Here is a 17,096-nt window from a genome sequence, read left to right on the forward strand (position 1 = left end):
CAGGGTGACGCGGGGCGGGCTCAGCGCTCGGCGGAGGTCGCCTCCGCCAGCAGCTCGGGGCGGATCACCACGAAGAACGGGACGATCAGCACCGCCGCAACGAGGGCGAACAGGGCGAACGTCACCCGCAGCCCGAACAGTTGGGCGACCGCTCCGCCGATCGCCGCACCGACCGGCATCGCCCCCCAACTGAACAACCGGGCCGCCGCGTTGTACCGGCCGAGCAACTCGTCGGGGACCAGCGCCTGGCTGATGGTCCGGGAGTTCACCGTCCAGAGCACCCCACCCATGCCGCCCAGGAACGCGGCCACGGAAACCGCGACGACGTTCGTGGTGACCGCCGGAATCCCGACCATGACCACCGTGCCGAGCAGGTCGCCGAAGAGCGCCCACCGCTGCCCGAGCAGCCGGTTGATCCAGCCGACGGTGGCGGCACCCACCAGGCCGCCGACGCCGAGCATGCTCAGCATCAGGCCGTACTCCTGGGGACTAGCGCGCATGACCTGGGTAGCCATCAGCGGCATCAGCGCCAGCCAGACGGCCCAGGCCGAGCAGAGCACCGTCAGCGCGAGCGCCATGAAGCGCAGCAGCCGATGCCGCCAGAGGAAGGACAACCCCTCCACGATCTGGCGCCGTACCTTGGGAGGCTCGTCACCGGTCACGGCCACCGGCCGGAACCGGCCCACCAGCAGCACCAGCAGCAGGGCGCCGGCCACGTACGCGACAGCCGTCGCGCCGAGCGCGATCGCGCTGCCGAGCGCGACCAGCAGGCCGCCGACGAACGGGCCGGCGAACTCGTTGCAGACGGTCTCCGCCCCGGCGATCCACGCGTTGGTCCGCTCCCGGCCGGAACGCGGCACGGCCGCCGGGATCATCGCCACGGCGGCGGTCAGCGCGACCACCTCCGCCACCCCGAGGACCAACCCACCGACATACAGCGCGGGCATGGTGAGCCCGTCGGCGAGATAGAGCCAGGCGAGGGTGACCACGACCAGCGTCCGGGCGCCGTCGGCCAGCCAGAGCAGCCGTCGTCGGTCGAACCTGTCGACCAGCACACCGACGTGCAGGGAGGCCAGCAGCCAGGGCAGGGTCAGCGTGATCGCCACCCCGGCGACCTGCGCTGGTGAACTGGTCAACTGGGTCGCCAGCAGCGGCAGCACGATCTTGGTGACGCCGTCGGCCAGGTTCGTCAGGGCCGTGAAGGCGACCAGGGCGAACGAGTTGCGCGCACCGGCGACCGGGGAGGGCGTCGCCGAGGTGTCCGGCGGTTCCCCGGCCTGGTGCGGACCGGCGGTCAGCACCAGGCCGCTGTCGGCGGCGACACTGGCATCGGTCGTCGACCGCTCGTCACCGGTCACCGATCGACGCTCCAACCTCGACGGTCGACTCGGCCAGCTTTGTCAGGGCGGCAGCGACGTCCCGGACGGACGGCTCCTTCATCGCGGCGTAATGGTCGGTGTCCACATCGACGACGATAGTGCCCGGACCGAGCAGTGTGGTCCACCCCTCGACATCGGCGTGGCCGAGTTCGGCGTCCACCAGGACGGCCGGGGTGTCGACCGGCTCGGTCGACACGTAACCGCCCATCGCCCGCCAGTGCCGGACCATCGCCGTGAGCCGGTGCCGCAGCACCTCGATCGGCACCGGCGAGCCGTGCCCGTGCAGGAGCGCGTCGAGCACCCCGAGACCGTGCTCCACGTCGTCGTCGTCGAGCCGCAGGCGCGGCGGCACCAGGTGCCCGGCGTCGATCGAGCGCAGGATCACGCCGACGAAGGCCTCCAGATCCCCCTCGTCGTCGTTGGCGGGCGCGCCGTCCGGTGGCGGCGAGTCGACGATCAGCAGCCGAGGGGGTTGGACACCCTGCTGGCGCAGCCGCAGGGTGATCGCGTAGGCGACCAGCCCGCCGAACGACCAGCCGCCGATGATGTCCGGCAGCCTCGGCTGGGCGAGCAGCGCCGAGGCGTACCGCTCGGCCAGCGCCGGCACGGTCCCGGCGTCGTCGTCCGGTGCGCCGGTGATCCGCCAGGACTGCGGCAGTGCCGCCACCAGCTCCCGGTAGATGGAGTGGTCGGCACCGCCCGCCGGACGGATCAGGTGCAGGTGCACCCTGTCGCCGGTCCCGGCGCGCAGTGTCGCGTCGCCCGCCGGGCCGTCCATTTCGGCCGTTTCGGCAACGGTGCCGGGTGGCCCGCTGAGTGTGATCAGCCGGCCGAGGGTCGGCCGGTCCAGCCACTCCAGCACGTCGACCGGTGCGCCGGTGTGCCGTTCGATCTCCGCCATCAGGTCGAAGACCTGCAACGAGTGGCCGCCGAGGTCGAAGAAGTCGCTGTCGGCCGTCGCCTCGTCGACCCGCAGCGTCCGTCGCCACAGCCCGGTGACGACGTCCGCGACCGGGTTCACCGGCCCGACCGTCGATCCGTCCGCCACCGGAGGGTCCGCTGACCCGGTCGCCGGCCCGACCCGATGCGCCGACGCGATCCGGTACGCCGGTGCGGTGCGGGAGGCCACCTGGATCGCGTGCACCGGCACGTCGGCCCGGCCGCCGTGCGCGAGCACCCCGTCGAGGTCGGCGAGGAACCGCAACACCGTCGCCGCGTCGAACCGGCCGGTGTCGTACTCCACCTCGACGGTGGTGCCGTCTGGGTGCTCGAAGACGCCGAGGGCGAGATCGTTGGTGGCCCCGGTGCTGGGGCTCGCCAGCAGCTCGGTCTCCCGGTCACCGAGCCGCACACCGCCGCCGATGTGACCGTGGTAGGTCAGCAGCACCGCCGGCATGGCACCGATGCGTTCGCGTGCCTCGACCGGCAGGGCGGCGTGCACCACCGCGTACGGCACCTGCTGGTGCTCCAGGCCGTCCCAGAAGTCGTCCCGGGCCCGGCCCACCACCTCGTCCAGGGTGTCGTCGTCGTGCACGGTGCCGGCGGCCACCACCACGTTGGTCAGGTATCCCACGCACCGTTCGTCGCGCTCGCCGAGCCGGTTCGCCACCGCGACACCGACGGCCACCCGGGCACCGGCACCACCCCGGGCGAGGACGACGTGCACGGCGGCCAGATATCCGGCGATCGGCGTCATGCCACCCCGCTCGGTCAACCCCCGCACCCCGTCGACGGCGGCCGGGCTCAGCCGGTGACGCAGCACCGCGCCGGGCGACCCGAGGTCGTCGGCGGCCCGGCCGGCCGGAGCCCGGTCGGGGAGCACCGTGGCGCAGGCGACCGGCTCCCCGCCGCCGAGGTGCCGCACCCAGAAGTCGATGCTCTCCTGCCAGCTTCCGTCGGCGAGCGCCGTCCGGGCGGCCCGCGCGTGCGGCAGGAACGGCACCGGCTCGCTGTCGAAGGCGGTCGACGCACCGCCCGGCCGGCGGCTCTCGACGTCGTACGCCTGAGCCAGCTCCTCGACGACCCGCTGCACCGACCAGCCGTCGAGCACCGCGTGGTGGACGGTGAGCAGCAACTCGTGCCGGTCGCCGACGGTGACCAGGCAGAGCCGGGCCAGCGGTGCCCGCCCCAGCTCGAACGGCCGACGGTGGGTGTGCGTGGCGACCAGGTCGAACAGGTCGGTGCCGGCCGGCGCGGCCGGTGCCGGCCAGGCCAGCTCGGTGAGTACGGCCGGAGCCGTCGCGGAGATCTCCTGCCAGACCGCGCCGTCGTGGGCGACCAGCGCGGTGCGCAGCGCCTCGTGCCGGTCCACCACGGCCTGCCAGGCCCGGCCGAGCACCGTCGGGTCGAGGTCGCCGACGGCCATCCGCCAGGTGAGGTTGTAGAGGTCCTTACGCGTCGACCGCTGCTGCACCCACCAGAGCGCCTCCTGTTGCGGGGCGGACGGTTCCACGGTCATGGCAACTCCCGGAGCAGACGGTGCGGTTGACGGTCGTACGAGACGAGTGGGCCCTCCCCGGTGCCCGCCTCGGCGTGCAGCACCTGGCCGATGACCAGGGTGTGGTCGAGCAGCGGGGCGGTGCCCAGCACCCGGCAGACCACGCTGCTGGCGGCCTGGGTGAGCAGCGGGACACCGTACCGGTGCTCGATCGGCACGTCGTCGAAGCGGTGCTGCGGCGCCCCGGTGGCGAACCGGGCACAGAGCGCCCACTGCCCCCGGGCGAGCACGTTGACCGCGAAGGTGCCGGCGTCGAGGATCGCCCGCAGGGTCCGGCTGCCGGAGTCGAACGAGACCCCGATGCTCGGCGGGTCGGCCGAGATGGACAGGACCGATGTCGCGGTGCAGCCCACCGGCTGCTCGGCGGTGCCGGTGGTGACCACGGTGACGGTGGCGGCGAACCGGGTCATGGCGTCCCGGAAGGCGGCCGGCGACAGCGTGGTGTCGACGGCGGCGGGTGGCTGCCTCATCGGGCCAGCACCTCCGCGAGCGCCCGCCGGTCGATCTTGCCGTTGGCGTTGAGCGGGAAGTCGTCGAAGGCCGTCAGGGTGGTGGGCACCATGTAGGCGGGGAGCCGGTCGCGCAACGCGGCCAGCAGGGTCTCCCGGTCCTGCGGGGTGCCGGTGTAGGCGGCGTCGAGGACCTGCTCGCCACCGGGCCCGCTCCGGGCGACGACGATCGCCTCGCGTACCCCGGGCTGTTCCCGGAGAACGGCCTCGACCTCGCCCAGCTCGACCCGGTACCCCTGGATCTGCACCTGGTGGTCCAGTCGACCACAGTGGACGAAGCCGTCGGCGGTGACCCGGACCCGGTCCCCGGTGCGGTACCAGTGCGCGTCGGTGAGCGGCGTGGCCGGGTCGTACGCCGTCGCGGTGCCGCCGTCGTGGGCCAGGAACCGGCCGGCGTTGTCGGCCGGATCGAGATAGCCCGGGAAGCGCTGCGCGCCACGGACGCACAGCTCACCCTCGCCGGCCGGACAGCCGTCCTCGTCGAGCACCAGATACTCCAGCCCGGCGAAGCCGGTGCCGATCGGCACGGTGCCGTTCGGTGGGGCGGGCCACCGGTCGGGATCCCGGGGCAGCGCGTACCCGGTGCAGGTGACGGTCAGCTCGGTCGGGCCGTAGCCGTTCTCCACCACGCTGGCCGGTGCCGCAGCCGCCCAGGCCCGCGCCTGCTGGAGGGTGAACGGCTCGCCGGCGAACATGCTGCGCCGCAACGTCGGCATCGAGTCCGGCGGCAGGGCCCGCAGCCGCTGGGCGAAGGAGATCACCGAGGGCACCGAGAACCAGTGCGTCAGGCTGCGGCGCTGGACGAAGCGGACCGGGGTCAGGATGTCGTTGCGGCCGGGTACGACGAGCGTGGCGCCGGAGCCGAACGTGGCGAACAGGTCGAGCATCGAGACGTCGAAGGTGAGGTCGAAGGTCTGCGAGACCCGGCAGCCCGGCCCGAGGTCGAGACGCTCGATGATGTGACCCAGGTAGGCGCAGACGTTGCGATGCCGGATCGGCACCCCCTTCGGCACCCCGGTCGAGCCGGAGGTGAACAGGATGTACGCCAGCTCGGTCGGCGCCGGCTCGACAGCGGCCGGCAGCGGGCCCTCGGCGGTCGGCTCCCCGGTGGCCAGCGTCGCGTCGTCGACCGTCAGCAGCGGCGCCGGCAGCTCGGCCGCGGCGCCGCCGGCCTGGGCCAGGACCAGGTCCAGCTTGGCCGCTCGGGTGATCGCCGCATTGCGCGCGGCCGGAAAGGACGGATTCAGCGGTACGACGGTGGCGCCGAGCCGGGTCACGGCGAGGTAGCCCGCGTAGGCGGCGAGGGTGCGGCCGGCGAGCAGCCCGACCCGGGCGGGCCGGCGTCCCCCGTTCGCCTCGACCAGCCCGGCGGCCAACCGCCCGGCGATCGACTCCAGCCGGGCGTAGCTGACGACGTGCTCGCCGACCTCGAGCGCCGTCGCGGACGGGTGCAGGGCGGCCGAGCGGGCGAACCAGCCATAGAGCGAGGTCGGATACGGGGGTCCGGAGGCAGCGGTCATGGCGACTCCTCGATCGTGGCGACGCAGGCGGGCAGGGTGCTGATCAACTGGTCGAAGGCCTGTGTCAGTACGCCGGGGCGGGGCCGGCCACGAGTGGCCGAGTCGGCGGCGAAGCGCAGGGCACGCGGCAACTGCTCCCAGGCGTCGCACGCGACCTGGGCCGCGTGCGGGTCGATCCGGCCGGCGGCGGCGTGCTCGCCGTACCGGTACCGGAAGTGCCGGCTGGCCGCCCAGAGGTCCTCGATGTGCCGGGCGAGCAGCTGACCGTTGGCGAGCAGGGTCTGCGCCACGTGCCGCAGCGCGGCGCCCGGCTCGTCGATCCAGGTCCCCTCCCGGGTGGTGGCCGCGTCGGGGCGGCGGGCCAGCCAGCGGACGTGGGTCACCGGGGGCAGCTCGACCGGCGTGCCGAGCGCGTACCGGTCCCGGTCGACCTGCTCGGGGGCCGGGTCGGCGATCGGTCGCAGGGCCGCCGACAGTTGCGCGTCGTCTAACCACCCGAGGTACGGGTCCTGCCGCCCGGCCGGGGTCAGTGCGGCGAAGTGGTCGTCGACCAGCCAGCGCCCCTGGTCGTGCTCGCGCAGCAGCAGCCAGTGCGGTGCGTGCGTCCGGCCGTATGACGGCGACCAGGGAAGCTGGTACGTGTCACCGCAGGCGAGCACCTGACCGGCCTCGGCCAGCTCGGCGCGCAGCTCCGCCCGCGCCGGCTCCCAGGCCGGTGCCGAGCGGTAGGTCAGGCCGTGCCCCCGGTCGTCCACGTCCAGTCGCGGGTGGTGCGAGAACGCGAGCCCGTCCGGCAGGTCGGTCCGGACGGCGAGCCGGACACCGTCGGCCAGCCGCTGCCGCACCGCGGGGTCGGTCGGCTCCAGACAGGCCACCAGGTTGGTGGTGTAGCAGGTCAACTCCGGATACCCGAGCATCATCGGCTCCCTGGGAGTGGGGCGTAGGCACAGCTGAACGGGATGTCGGACGCCTCACGCAGGCTGGTCCAGCGGTAGCGCCCCCAGCGCCCGTGGTGGGCGTACGGCCGGACGTCGATCGACCACGGCTGGCCGGCCATCCCGGTGCCGGCGGCCTTGACGCACGCCTCCTGCACCGTCCACACCCAGGCCAGCTCGGTGGCCCGGTGGCGCATCGGGAGTCGGGCCAGCTCGTCGGTGTGCTGCCGCAGGCAGCGGTGCAGCAGCGAGTCCGGCACCGTGTCGGCCGGATGCTGCACGTCGACCCCGACGGTGTGGCCCACCGCCACGCCGGCCGCCACACTACCGGCGTCGTGGGCGATGCTGATCCCGACGTACGGCCAACCGACCAGGTACGGCCGGCCGCTGTCGGCGTACGCGACGGTCGCGTCCCGGGCCTCCGGAAGCACCTCGGCGAGGAGGTGGCGCAACGCGGCACGCCCGGCGAGGAGTTCGGCCCGGCGCCAGGGCGGCAGGCCCTCCAGACCGGCTCGGTCCCCCGCCACCGGACCGGACGATCCGTCGGCGGCACCGGTCACCGGACCGGACGATCCGTCGGCAGCGCGGTCCACCGGACCGGGCGATGTGTCGGCGGCCGGTACGAGCAGCACCGTGATGCCCGGCCGGAGCCGCACCCGTACGCCGTTCATCGGTCGATCCGCTGCAGGATCGCGTCGACGTGGTCGGCGACCACGCCGAGCACCACCTCGGTGGTGCCACCGCCGATACCGAAGACGGCCGCCTCGGCCCGCAGCCGCTGGGCCCCGCCGACGGCGAACCCGTCGGCGCCCTGCAACTGGGCGCACTCGGCGAGCACCACCTCGACGGTCGGCCCGACCGCCGCCTTGAGCAGCGCTCCGGCCGCACCGTCGGAGTCGACGGCGGCGGGGCCCAGCACCCGGCAGAGCGCGTCGAGCTTGACCACCTCGGTCAGGCAGCGGGCGAGGCGCTGCCGGACGGCGTCGGAGTGCCACAACGGGGCGTCGGCGACGTGCCGCCGGAGCAGCCGGGCCCGGGTGTCGGCGATGACCCGCCGGCAGAGCGCCACCGCCCAGAGCGCACCGGCGAGCCGCTCGGTGGCCATTCGCCGGGCGAAGAGCGGCAACCCCAGGCCGGTACGCCCCAGCAGGCGCGCCCCGGGCAGCCGGACCCGGTCCAGCTCGACGTGGCCGACCCCGGAACCGCCGAACAGGTCGGTGTCGGCGGCGGTCACGGTGACCCCGGGCGCCCCGGCGGGCACCAGCACCCAGCTGAAGCAGGTGAAGTGTCGGCCCGGCCGTTGCCGGGCGAGCACCAGCAGATGATCGGCCCGGGTCGCCCCGGTGATCCACCTCTTGGTGCCGCTGACGGTCAGGACACCGTCAGCGCCGGACTCGACGGTGGTGGCCAGCGCGGTGAGGTCGGAGCCGGCGCCGGCGTCGGTGGCCGCGAGCGCCACGGTGGCGGCGCCGGAGAGCACCCGTTCCAGGGCCTCGGTGGCCGGCGGTGACCCGGCGGCGAACTCGGCGAGCAGCGGCACGGCGGTCGACGCCTGGACCAGGACGGAGAGGGTCACCCCCGGGGGCCGGGCGGCGTCCAGGGTGGACAGGGTGGTGGCCAGCGCGTCCGGGTCGATCCGGTGACCCGGACGACCCGGCGCGTAGAGCCGGTCGAGCAGGCCACCGGTGCCCAGCGCGCGCCAGACCGCGCGCCCGTCGGCGTCCGGCGGCACCGGACCGAGCACGGCGTCCAGGTCGGCGCGGAGGTCCGGTGACCGGCCATCGGGGTCGGCCGGTGCCCGGGAGGCGACGGCCAGCGCCGGCCCGCTAGACAAGGTGCACGTCCGGGTCGAGCAGGGCCAGCTTGCCGTCGGCCAGGTGCAGCCGGTCGTTGCTGTAGTTCAGCGCCGCCGACCGCAGGTCACGGTGGGCGCGTTCCAGCCCGGTGACCGAGCCGCGCAGGTACCCGTGGCGCAGCCCGACCGCGTCGATGAGCGCCTCGACGGCCTGGTAGCACTGCTCGGCGGCGGTGATCTTCAGCGCGTTGAGCAGCAACTGCACCCGGGGTACGGACAGCTCCGGCGCCGACTCGACGACGTCGGCGGTGTGCCAGAGCAGCGCGTGCACCGTGTCGACCCGTTGGCGGGCCGTCGACAGGCGGGTGAGCAGCAGCTCGGAGTCGAGGTCGGCGCTGCCCCGGCCGGTCGGGCTGCGCAGCATCCGCAGCACCCGGGAGAGCGCCCCGGTCGCGGTCCCCAACCAGCACGCGGACCAGCCCAGGTGTGCCAACGGGGCGAAGGTCTGGAGGGCGATCTGCCGGAAGCCGCCCTGCCCACCGAGGACCTGGTGTTCCGGCACCCGGCCGGTGAGCCGCAACGCGAGGCTGTGACTGGCCCGCATGCCCATCGGCTGCCAGTCGCCGGACGCGGTCACCTCCAGTTGGTCGCGGTGGGCGTAGACCAGCGAGACCTGGTTGGCCGAGCGGGCACCGGGGCTGCGCATGGTGACCAGGAACCCGTCCGCGACCGCGCCACCGGTGACGATCGGGGCGAACCGGTCGATGGTCAGCTCGCCGGCCGCCACGCCGAGTTCGGTCTCCGAGCTGAGCAGGTGGCCGCCCTTGCCGGCCTCGGTGGTGACCGAGGCGAGATAGACCCGACCGGCGGCGATCTCCGGCAGCAGTTCGTCGGCGAGCTTCGGCTCGGCGTAACCGACCACCGCGGCGACCTGCTGGCAGTGCATCGCGAAGATCATCGCCAGGGACATGTCGACCCGGCCGAGCTGGATGCTGGCGGCGAGCACGTCGCGCAGGTTGCCGCCCAGGCCACCGTGCGCCCGGTCGACCAGCAGGCCGAGCAGGCCCGTGACCCGCAGCTCGTCGAGGGCCTCGACGGGAAAGCTGGCCAGGTCGTCGGTCTTGTCGACGTGCCCGGCCGCCACCGCGCAGACCCGCTCGACCAGCGCGGTCACCTCCGGCCGGGCGGTCACGACGTCACCACGGAGTCGCCCATGGCGCGCGAGACGACCTGCCACAGGCTGCCGGCGGTGGCGAAGGTGTGCTCGGTGAGCGCGTCGTCCGGCAGGACCACGGCGAAGGTGTCCTCCACCGCGAACATCAACTCGATCGCCTGCATCGAGTCGAGGCCCAGCTCGCGCAGGTCCGACTCCTCGGTGATCGGCTCGCCGGCGGCGAACGGCAGGAAGGGCTCCAGCATGGCGACGAAGCGCGGATCCAGGGTGCTCACGGGTGGTTACGACCTTTCGGGACGGCGGGCCAGTTCCAGGCGGGTGGTACGCGGTGCCCGGTCCGGGTCGTCGCTGTCGAGGACGACCTCGTCCGGGATGGGGTGCCCGAGGAAGGCGAGCAGGCTGGCGTAGAGCCCGTACGCGCCGACCGAGGGCACGGTGAGGCGGTCACCGGGACGCAGTGGCGGCAGGTCGGCGCTGCGGGACCATGTGTCCAGCGGGGTGCAGAGCGGGCCGGTGACCAGGGTCGGCCGGGTGGGTACGGCCACGCCGGCACCACCCGCACCGGCCGAGGGTTCGGCAGAGTCGGCAAGGTCGGCGGAGGCGGCGAGCAGCCGGGGGTTGAGTGGTGGCAGCCGGCGCAGCCCCGACATGCCACCGAGGTGGTTGATCCCCGAGTCGAGCACGATCACGTCCCGGTCGTGCGAACGCTTCGCCTCGAGCACCGTGACCACCAGCGTGCCGGCGGTGGCCACGAGATACCGGCCGGACTCGAAGACGACCTCGGGTCGGCGGTCCCGCCAACCGGTCGCCAGCTCGTCGAGTAACCCGGCGAGCCGCTCCCGCAGGCCGGTCAGGTCGACCGGTCGACCGGGCTGGGCGAACGGCGCACCGAATCCCCCGCCGAGGTCGAGCACCCGGAACCGGACACCCTCCGGCTCAAGCGCCGCCGCCAGCTCCCGGGCGGTCTCCAGTGCGTGCCGGAACTGCGCCAGCAGCTCGTCGACCGAACCGATGTTGCTGCCCATGTAGAGGTGCAGGCCCTCGACCAGCACCCGGTCGGTGCCGGCGAAGTGGGCCGGTGCCGCGAGCACCTCGGCGGTGTCCACCCCGAACTGGGACGCGACACCGGTCATCGCCAGCCCCTGCCCCCGGGCCGGCCGGCTGTCGTTGATCCGCAGCAGGCAGGTGAGCCGGGCCCGGTGCGCGGCGGCGAGCCGGTCGAGCTGGCCGATGGCGTACGCCGAGTCGACCGAGAACGACCGGACCCCGGCGGCGAGTGCCGTGTCGAGATCGGTGTCCCGCTTGCCCGGCCCGGTGTAGAGCAGGGTCGCCGCCGCCCATCCGGCGTCCAGGGCGGCGTGCAGCTCACCGGGTGAGCAGACCTCGGCGCGGGCCCCGCCGAGCAGCAGCTCCCGCAGGATGTCCGGGTGCGGGTTCGCCTTGAGCGAGTAGTACACGGTGGTCGGTTCGGGCAGGGCGGCACGCAGCGCGGCGAGGTTGCCGCGCACCTCGGCCAGGTCGTAGAGGTAGGCCGGGGTGGTGTCCAGCGACGACGCCACCGCGTGGACGGTCGACCGGGGCCCGGCCCGGAGGCTAGACATGGTGGCGCTCCTCGACGAGTGCGGCGACGGCACGGCGGTCGACCTTGCCGTTGGCGGTCAACGGCAGCGCCGGCACCACCAGCGCGCGCCGGGGCACCTTGTACTCCTCGATCTGGCCGCGCATCGCCCGCAGCAGCTCGTCGGCGGTACCGTCGGCGACCGCCACCAGCACCGCCGGGCGTCCCTCGGTCGGCGCGAGCACCACCGCCGTCTCGACCTCCGGGCAGCGCCGTGCCGCCGCCTCCACCTCGGTGGTGCTCACCCGGAAGCCGCGTTCCTTGTAGATGTCGTCGCGGCGACCGTGGAAGTAGAGGTAACCGTCCTCGTCGAGCCAGCCGTAGTCGCCGCTGCGCAGCTCGGGAAAGAGGCCCTCGGCCCGGTGATAGCGGGCGGCGGTCTCCGCCGGGCGCCGCCAGTAGCCGGCCATCACGTGCGGGCCACGGATGACGAACTCGCCGATCTCCCCCGGCGGCAGCCGCCGGCCGTCGGCGCCGATGGTGAAGACCTCGGTGCCGGGCAACGCGACTCCGCAGGCGCCCGGCCGTTCCAGGTCACCGTCCGGCGGCATGATCGCCACCCGCTTGCACTCGGTCAGCCCGAACATCACCTGGATCCGCAGGTCGGGCAGCCCGGCCCGCAGGTCGCGCAGGACCGGCGCGGGCATCGCGGCGCCGGTGGTGGTGAGCAGGCGCAGCTTCGGCAGCGCGATGCCGGTGCGGCGTTGCAGCCGGGCCAGGGCCTCGGCGACGGCGGGCACCGCCGGCAGCACGGTGGCACCGGTCCGCTCCAGGATCCCCGGCAGTGGTGGCCCCACCTCCGCCTGGCTGCCCAGCCGGACCTGCGCACCGCTGAGGGCGGCGAGGAAGAGCTGGTAGAGCCCCACGTCGAAGGAGAGCGGCAGCGGGCAGTACACGACGTCGTCGGCGCGGTAACCGAGCACGGACTGGATCGCCCCGGCCACGAACGCCACCTGCTGGTGGGTGCTGACCACGGCCTTGGGCTGTGCGGTGGTGCCGGAGGTGTAGATCAGGCAGATCGGGTCGACCACCAGGGGCCGCCGGGCCGGCTCCCACCGCGTTGCCCCCGGGCCGGTGCCGACGGCGGCCAGCTCGGCGACACCGGCGGTCGGTACGCCCCGGTCGGCGGCCAGCGTGCGGGCCGCGTCGTCGTCGCTGACCAGCAGGACCGGCTCGCAGTCGTCGAGGACGTGTGCCAGCGCCGGGCCCCGGACCTGCTCGTGCAGGAGCGAGAAGACCGCGCCGAGCCGGGACGTGGCGTACACCAGGGCGACCAGGCCCACGGCGGACGGGGCGACCGCCACGACCCGCTGGCCGGGCCGGATGCCGCGCCTGGCCAGCCAGCCGGCGATCCGGGAACTGGCGACGGCGAGGTCCCGGTAGGTCCAGGTGGTCTCCCCGGCGGAGACGGCCGGGTGCGACGGCCAGCGGTCGGCCGCGTCGTCGAGCAGGTCGTGCAGCAGGCGGTCAGGCCGCATGGGAACCTCCGCTGGGGGTCGCGCCGGCCTCCTGCCGGGGGCGGGCGCGCAGGACGATCTCGCACAGGTCGGCGACCCGGTGCAGCCGTTCGGGGACCAGGTCGTCGGGGTGGAACTCGATCCGGAACCGCTGCTCCAACCGGTCGACGATCTCGACCATGCGGAAGGAGCTGAAGCTCGGCACGGTGTCGAGCGCGGTGGTCGCGGTCAGGCCCGGCCCGGTGTCGTCGAGCTGGAGGACCGACCGGACCACCTCGGTGACCTCGGCGCTCAGCTCGGGCCGGACCGTCCCGGCGACGGCGGCCGGTGCCGCCGGCCGGGCCGGTGCGGCGGCGAACACCGAACGGTCGGTGTCGAGCGCCTCGGCAAACGTCGCCAGCAGGCCGGTCGGCTCGGGCCGACCGCGCTGCACCCGGCGGGCCGCGAGGTAGGTCTGCTCCACCACCCGGTCCCAGCGGGCGAGCTGCGCCGCCTCGGCCGCCGTCTCGGCGCCGCCCCGGTGGGCCGCCCGGTAGGCGGCGTGCAGCCGGCGCTGCCGGGCGAGCAGCCACGTCTGGAGGGTGAGCGCGTCCAGGGCCACCACTCGATCCGGGTACGCCCGGTAGGCGGCGACGTAGGCGTCGACGGTCGCGGCGTCGACGGCGTACTCCGGCTGCGGGGCCGCCGGCAGCTCACCCGGCACCGGACCGGCCACCACGGCCCCGTCCGGCACGGCGGCGGCCAGCTCCGCGCCGGTCAGCGTCCACCGGCCCGGCCGGGCCGCGCCCCACGGCGTGTCGTTGTGGTACGCGTCGGTGACCGCGAACCCGGAGCCGTCCGGCTCGACCAGGAAGCTGTGCTCCATGTGGCGCTGCCCGTGGTAGGGCACCCACCGCAGGTGGTACGCGTCGGCGACCACGTAGCAGAGCCCGTGCTCGGTGACCTCGGCCACCAGCCCCGCGCCGTCGGTGTGGCGCAGCGGCCCGGTGTCCGGTGTCGTCGGGGTGGCGGGCTGGTGCCCGGCGCCCGGCTCGCGCCAGCCGACGCCGAGCCGGTCGGTGGCCTCGGCGAGGTGCTCGCGGACCGCCGGCTCGACGGTCGGCAGCCCGTCGGCGCCGGGCCGGGGCCGCAGCTCCAGGCTGGCGCCCAGCCGCAGATGGGTGCCGGTGCCGTGCCAGCGGTCGGCGAGCACGGCCAGGTTGACCTGGACGCAGTCCAGCAGCTCGGCCCGGATCGTCGCTGGCTCGTTCACCGGCGCACCTGCGCGAGGATCGGCGCGGCGGGTACCGGCTCCAAGCCGGCCTGGGCGGCCCGCAACACGGCGGCGGCCGGCTCCTCGTCGGTCAGCTCGCCGGCCAACAACTGCTGGTAGGCGGCGAGGTCGAGATATCCGCTGCCGCTGACACAGACCAGGATCGGCCCCCGGGCCCCCCGCTCGGTGTCGCCACCGGCGAGCTGCGCGGCGACCGCCAGCGCGTGCCCGGACTCCGGCGCGGGCAGCACCATCTCGCTCCGGGTGAGGTGCCGCCCGGCATCCAGGGCGGCGACCTGCCCGACGGCCACCGCCTCGACCTGACCGGCGTGCCGCATCGCGGAGACCAGCTTGGCCGCACCGTGGAAGCGCAGGCCGGCGGAGTGCGAGTCGGGGATCCGGTAGTCGCTGCCGATGGTGTACATCGCCTCCAGCGGTCCGGTGCCGGTCTCGTCGGTCCGGTCGTAGGCGTACACCCCCCGGGTGAGTTTCGGGGTGGCGGCCGACTCGGCGGCGACCAGCCGGGGCGCGGGCACCCCCCGGGCCGCCGCGTCGGCGAAGAACGGCAGCGCGACACCGCCGAAGTTGGAGCCGGCGCCGACCGCGCCGACCACCGTGTCGGCCTCGACGCCGAGCGCGGCGAGCTGGTCGAGGGCCTCCAGGCCGATCACCGACTGGTGCAGGATGCTGTACGTCTCACCGCTGCCGATGCAGAACGCCGCGCCGTCGCGCCCGGCGGCGTACTCGACGGCCTCGCCGATGGCGAGCGACAGGCTGTTGCCGGTACTGCCGTCGGCTGCCCTGGCGACCTCGGTGAGCCCGCTCGGGCTGGCGTGCAGCTCGGCGCCGAGCATCCGCATCAGCACCCCCCGGTACGGCTTGCGCTCCAGGCTGGAGCCGACCATGAACACGGTGCAGCGCAACCCGAACCAGGCGCAGGCCGCCGCCAGCGCGGTACCCCACTGCCCGGCTCCGGTGCCGGTCACCAGTTCCTCGACGCCGGCCTGCTGGTAGTAGTACGCCTGGGCGAGCGCGGTGTTCAGCTTGTGGCTGCCGGAGATGTTGCCGCCTTCGTACTTCAGGTAGATCGGGACGCGGGCGCCGACAGCGCGTTCGAAGCCGGTTGCCCGCCACAGTGGAGTCGGCCGGAACCGCCGGTACGCGTCGAGCACCTCGTCCGGGATCGGCCAGTGTTCGCGCTGCCGGATGCTCTGCCGCACCAGCTCCATCGGCAGGTTGACGGTGACCTGGGTGCCGTCCGGGCGCACCGGGGAGCGGTCCGGCGGGAGCTGGTAGCCCAGGTGCGGCAGCACACTGCGCCACCTCGTCGGCGTGGCCCCGGCGCTCATCGGTCGGCCCCGGCGGCTTCGACGACCACGTCGATCAGGTCGGAGACCAGGGTGAAGCTGCGGCCGACGAAGATGTCGTCCGGCAGCACCAGGTCCAGGTCGTCCTCCAGCCGGACCAGCATGCCGAGGAACCCCAGCGAGTTCACCCGGAGCAGCTTGCCGTTGAGCGGCTCGTCGTCGGCGATGTCCTCGGGGCGGTACGCCAGCCGGGACTCCGCGATCACCACCCGCTTGACGGCGGTGGCGACGGCGGCCCGGTCGACGTCGGTAGTGGACGGTTGGTCAGGCATCGGCGGTGCCTCCCATCTGCGGGTCGGGGTGGCGGGGGGCCTCGGCGGGGGTCGGCACCTCGTCGCGGAGGGCGCCGTGGGCCTGGACGAGCCAACTGCTGGTCAGCAGGGCGGGCAGCCCCACCGAGCCGCGCACGTGCAGCCGGCCGGTGGAGATGGAGAGTTCCGGTCCCATCCCCATGGTCGGCCCGTCGTGCAGCCGCAGTGAGCCGTTGACCACGACGGTCGCGGCGTCCACCCCGGCGACGAAGCGGTCGACGGTCGGCCGGTCGGTGCTGACGATTCCCTCGGTGTGGCCGGAGCCGTGCCGGCGGATGTGGGCGATGGCCTGGTCGACCCCGGTCACGGCGAGCACGCCGATGGTCGGGTCGAGGAACTCCCGGCCGAGGTCGTGCGGCTCCAGCGGCTGCACGCTGACCGCGCCGGTCGGATCGGCCGGTGCCAGCTCGGGCGGTATCCGCAGGACGCAGCTCCGGCCGTCGCGGCCGGCCCGGTCGAGCAGCGCCGCCACGAAACGGGGGGCGACCGACTCCTCGACCAGGACCAGCTCCAACGCGTTGCAGGCGGTCGGGTCGGGCAGCTTGCTGTCCAGTGCGATGGCGGCGGCCGAGTGCAGGTCGGCGCTGTCGTCGACGTAGAGGTGGTTGACCCCGCCGCCGCTGGCGATCACCGGAATCGAGGTCGCGGTGCGGCAGTAGTCGATCAGCGACGGGCTGCCCCGGGGGACGAGGACGTCGACCGAGTCCGGCTGCGCCAGCAGGGCGCGCATCGTGGCCCGGGTCGGGTCGTCGAGGACCGTCACCAGGTCCGGCGGCAGGCCGGCGAGCGCGGCGGCCTGCCGGCAGGCGGCTCCCAGCTCGACGTTGCTCGCGGCGATCTCCCGGCCACCGCGCAGCAGGACCGCGTTGCCGACGCTGACCGGCAGCAACGCTCCCTCGACGGTGACCGTCGGCCGGGCCTCGTAGACCATCAGCACCAGGCCGAGCGGGCGGGGCACCTGCCGGCGTACGCCCCAGGCGCCGATCGGGATCTCCGGCCCGGGGGCGGTCACGGCCGGCAGGGCGTCGTGGACGGCGTCGGCGAGGGCGGTCAGGTAGGCGAGCTGGGCGTCGCCCATGACCAGCCGGTCGACCAGGGTCTCGGGCAGCCGGCGTCGGCGGGCGCTGGCCAGGTCCTCGGCGTTGGCCTTGCGGATGGCCGGCCAGGCGTGCCGGAGCTGGGCGGCGAGTTCGCGGCAGTAACGCTGGTAGGCGGGGTCTCCGGGCGGCGGTGCGTCGGCCAGCGCCGACCGGGCGGGGCCGGTGATCTCGGAAGTCATGGG

The 17,096-nt window shown here is 74.3% G+C and carries 15 protein-coding genes; all 15 read right to left on the reverse strand.

Translation table 11 applies throughout. The annotated features are described in order from the left end of the window. Window positions 1–20: 20 nt before the first annotated feature. From AB0D32_RS13760 to AB0D32_RS13830, 15 genes are read right to left on the reverse strand one after another with little or no spacing between them, the layout of a single operon-like run. Window positions 21–1,358, reverse strand: a complete 1,338-nt coding sequence (locus tag AB0D32_RS13760) for an MFS transporter (protein WP_357089118.1) — start codon at window positions 1,356–1,358, stop codon at window positions 21–23. Beyond that, the gene (locus tag AB0D32_RS13765; RefSeq protein ID WP_357089121.1) at window positions 1,348–3,837 is read right to left on the reverse strand and encodes a condensation domain-containing protein; all 2,490 of its coding nucleotides are present in this window, start codon (window positions 3,835–3,837) and stop codon (window positions 1,348–1,350) included. The genes AB0D32_RS13760 and AB0D32_RS13765 overlap by 11 nt, the downstream gene beginning before the upstream one ends. Next, window positions 3,834–4,346 (reverse strand): flavin reductase family protein, encoded by a 513-nt coding sequence (locus AB0D32_RS13770; protein ID WP_357089124.1) that lies wholly within the window; start codon window positions 4,344–4,346, stop codon window positions 3,834–3,836. Before AB0D32_RS13770 ends, AB0D32_RS13765 begins: the two co-directional genes overlap by 4 nt. Then, a complete protein-coding gene (locus AB0D32_RS13775; protein ID WP_357089126.1) occupies window positions 4,343–5,905 on the reverse strand; it encodes an amino acid adenylation domain-containing protein in 1,563 nt (520 codons plus the stop codon). The genes AB0D32_RS13770 and AB0D32_RS13775 overlap by 4 nt, the downstream gene beginning before the upstream one ends. After that, complete coding sequence (locus tag AB0D32_RS13780) at window positions 5,902–6,822, reverse strand: hypothetical protein (protein WP_357089128.1); 921 nt, start codon at window positions 6,820–6,822, stop codon at window positions 5,902–5,904. The genes AB0D32_RS13775 and AB0D32_RS13780 overlap by 4 nt, the downstream gene beginning before the upstream one ends. Continuing rightward, window positions 6,822–7,511, reverse strand: a complete 690-nt coding sequence (locus AB0D32_RS13785; RefSeq protein WP_357089130.1) for a 4'-phosphopantetheinyl transferase superfamily protein — start codon at window positions 7,509–7,511, stop codon at window positions 6,822–6,824. Before AB0D32_RS13785 ends, AB0D32_RS13780 begins: the two co-directional genes overlap by 1 nt. Continuing rightward, entirely contained in the window at window positions 7,508–8,674 is a 1,167-nt protein-coding gene (locus AB0D32_RS13790) for an acyl-CoA dehydrogenase (protein WP_357089133.1), read from the reverse strand. Before AB0D32_RS13790 ends, AB0D32_RS13785 begins: the two co-directional genes overlap by 4 nt. Further along, on the reverse strand, window positions 8,667–9,827 hold the full coding sequence (locus AB0D32_RS13795) for an acyl-CoA dehydrogenase family protein (RefSeq protein WP_357089135.1): 1,161 nt from the start codon (window positions 9,825–9,827) through the stop codon (window positions 8,667–8,669). The genes AB0D32_RS13790 and AB0D32_RS13795 overlap by 8 nt, the downstream gene beginning before the upstream one ends. After that, window positions 9,824–10,084, reverse strand: coding sequence for a phosphopantetheine-binding protein (locus AB0D32_RS13800; RefSeq protein ID WP_278136078.1), 261 nt, complete (start codon window positions 10,082–10,084; stop codon window positions 9,824–9,826). The genes AB0D32_RS13795 and AB0D32_RS13800 overlap by 4 nt, the downstream gene beginning before the upstream one ends. Window positions 10,085–10,090: 6 nt before the next feature. Beyond that, window positions 10,091–11,410, reverse strand: a complete 1,320-nt coding sequence (locus tag AB0D32_RS13805) for a type III PLP-dependent enzyme (RefSeq protein WP_357089138.1) — start codon at window positions 11,408–11,410, stop codon at window positions 10,091–10,093. Further along, window positions 11,403–12,905, reverse strand: a complete 1,503-nt coding sequence (locus AB0D32_RS13810; RefSeq protein ID WP_357089141.1) for a class I adenylate-forming enzyme family protein — start codon at window positions 12,903–12,905, stop codon at window positions 11,403–11,405. Before AB0D32_RS13810 ends, AB0D32_RS13805 begins: the two co-directional genes overlap by 8 nt. After that, a complete protein-coding gene (locus tag AB0D32_RS13815) occupies window positions 12,895–14,136 on the reverse strand; it encodes an acyl carrier protein (RefSeq protein ID WP_357089143.1) in 1,242 nt (413 codons plus the stop codon). The genes AB0D32_RS13810 and AB0D32_RS13815 overlap by 11 nt, the downstream gene beginning before the upstream one ends. Further along, a complete protein-coding gene (locus AB0D32_RS13820) occupies window positions 14,133–15,485 on the reverse strand; it encodes a TrpB-like pyridoxal phosphate-dependent enzyme (protein WP_357089145.1) in 1,353 nt (450 codons plus the stop codon). The genes AB0D32_RS13815 and AB0D32_RS13820 overlap by 4 nt, the downstream gene beginning before the upstream one ends. Next, window positions 15,482–15,775 carry an acyl carrier protein gene (locus tag AB0D32_RS13825; protein WP_278136073.1) on the reverse strand — a complete coding sequence of 98 codons (294 nt, stop codon included), beginning with the start codon at window positions 15,773–15,775 and terminating at the stop codon, window positions 15,482–15,484. The genes AB0D32_RS13820 and AB0D32_RS13825 overlap by 4 nt, the downstream gene beginning before the upstream one ends. Next, complete coding sequence (locus AB0D32_RS13830) at window positions 15,768–17,093, reverse strand: glutamate-5-semialdehyde dehydrogenase (protein WP_357089148.1); 1,326 nt, start codon at window positions 17,091–17,093, stop codon at window positions 15,768–15,770. Before AB0D32_RS13830 ends, AB0D32_RS13825 begins: the two co-directional genes overlap by 8 nt. Between the last annotated feature and the right edge of the window lie 3 nt (window positions 17,094–17,096).

This window comes from Micromonospora sp. NPDC048170 (assembly GCF_040652795.1).
Taxonomy (GTDB): domain Bacteria; phylum Actinomycetota; class Actinomycetes; order Mycobacteriales; family Micromonosporaceae; genus Micromonospora.

Excerpts from the sequence above, each read along its gene's own strand:
- AB0D32_RS13765 (WP_357089121.1), bottom strand. The coding sequence starts at position 3,837 with ATGACCGTGGAACCGTCCGCCCCGCAACAGGAGGCGCTCTGGTGGGTG.
- AB0D32_RS13770 (WP_357089124.1), bottom strand. The coding sequence starts at position 4,346 with ATGAGGCAGCCACCCGCCGCCGTCGACACCACGCTGTCGCCGGCCGCC.
- AB0D32_RS13775 (WP_357089126.1), bottom strand. The coding sequence starts at position 5,905 with ATGACCGCTGCCTCCGGACCCCCGTATCCGACCTCGCTCTATGGCTGG.
- AB0D32_RS13780 (WP_357089128.1), bottom strand. The coding sequence starts at position 6,822 with ATGCTCGGGTATCCGGAGTTGACCTGCTACACCACCAACCTGGTGGCC.
- AB0D32_RS13785 (WP_357089130.1), bottom strand. The coding sequence starts at position 7,511 with ATGAACGGCGTACGGGTGCGGCTCCGGCCGGGCATCACGGTGCTGCTC.
- AB0D32_RS13805 (WP_357089138.1), bottom strand. The coding sequence starts at position 11,410 with ATGTCTAGCCTCCGGGCCGGGCCCCGGTCGACCGTCCACGCGGTGGCG.
- AB0D32_RS13810 (WP_357089141.1), bottom strand. The coding sequence starts at position 12,905 with ATGCGGCCTGACCGCCTGCTGCACGACCTGCTCGACGACGCGGCCGAC.
- AB0D32_RS13820 (WP_357089145.1), bottom strand. The coding sequence starts at position 15,485 with ATGAGCGCCGGGGCCACGCCGACGAGGTGGCGCAGTGTGCTGCCGCAC.
- AB0D32_RS13825 (WP_278136073.1), bottom strand. The coding sequence starts at position 15,775 with ATGCCTGACCAACCGTCCACTACCGACGTCGACCGGGCCGCCGTCGCC.
- AB0D32_RS13830 (WP_357089148.1), bottom strand. The coding sequence starts at position 17,093 with ATGACTTCCGAGATCACCGGCCCCGCCCGGTCGGCGCTGGCCGACGCA.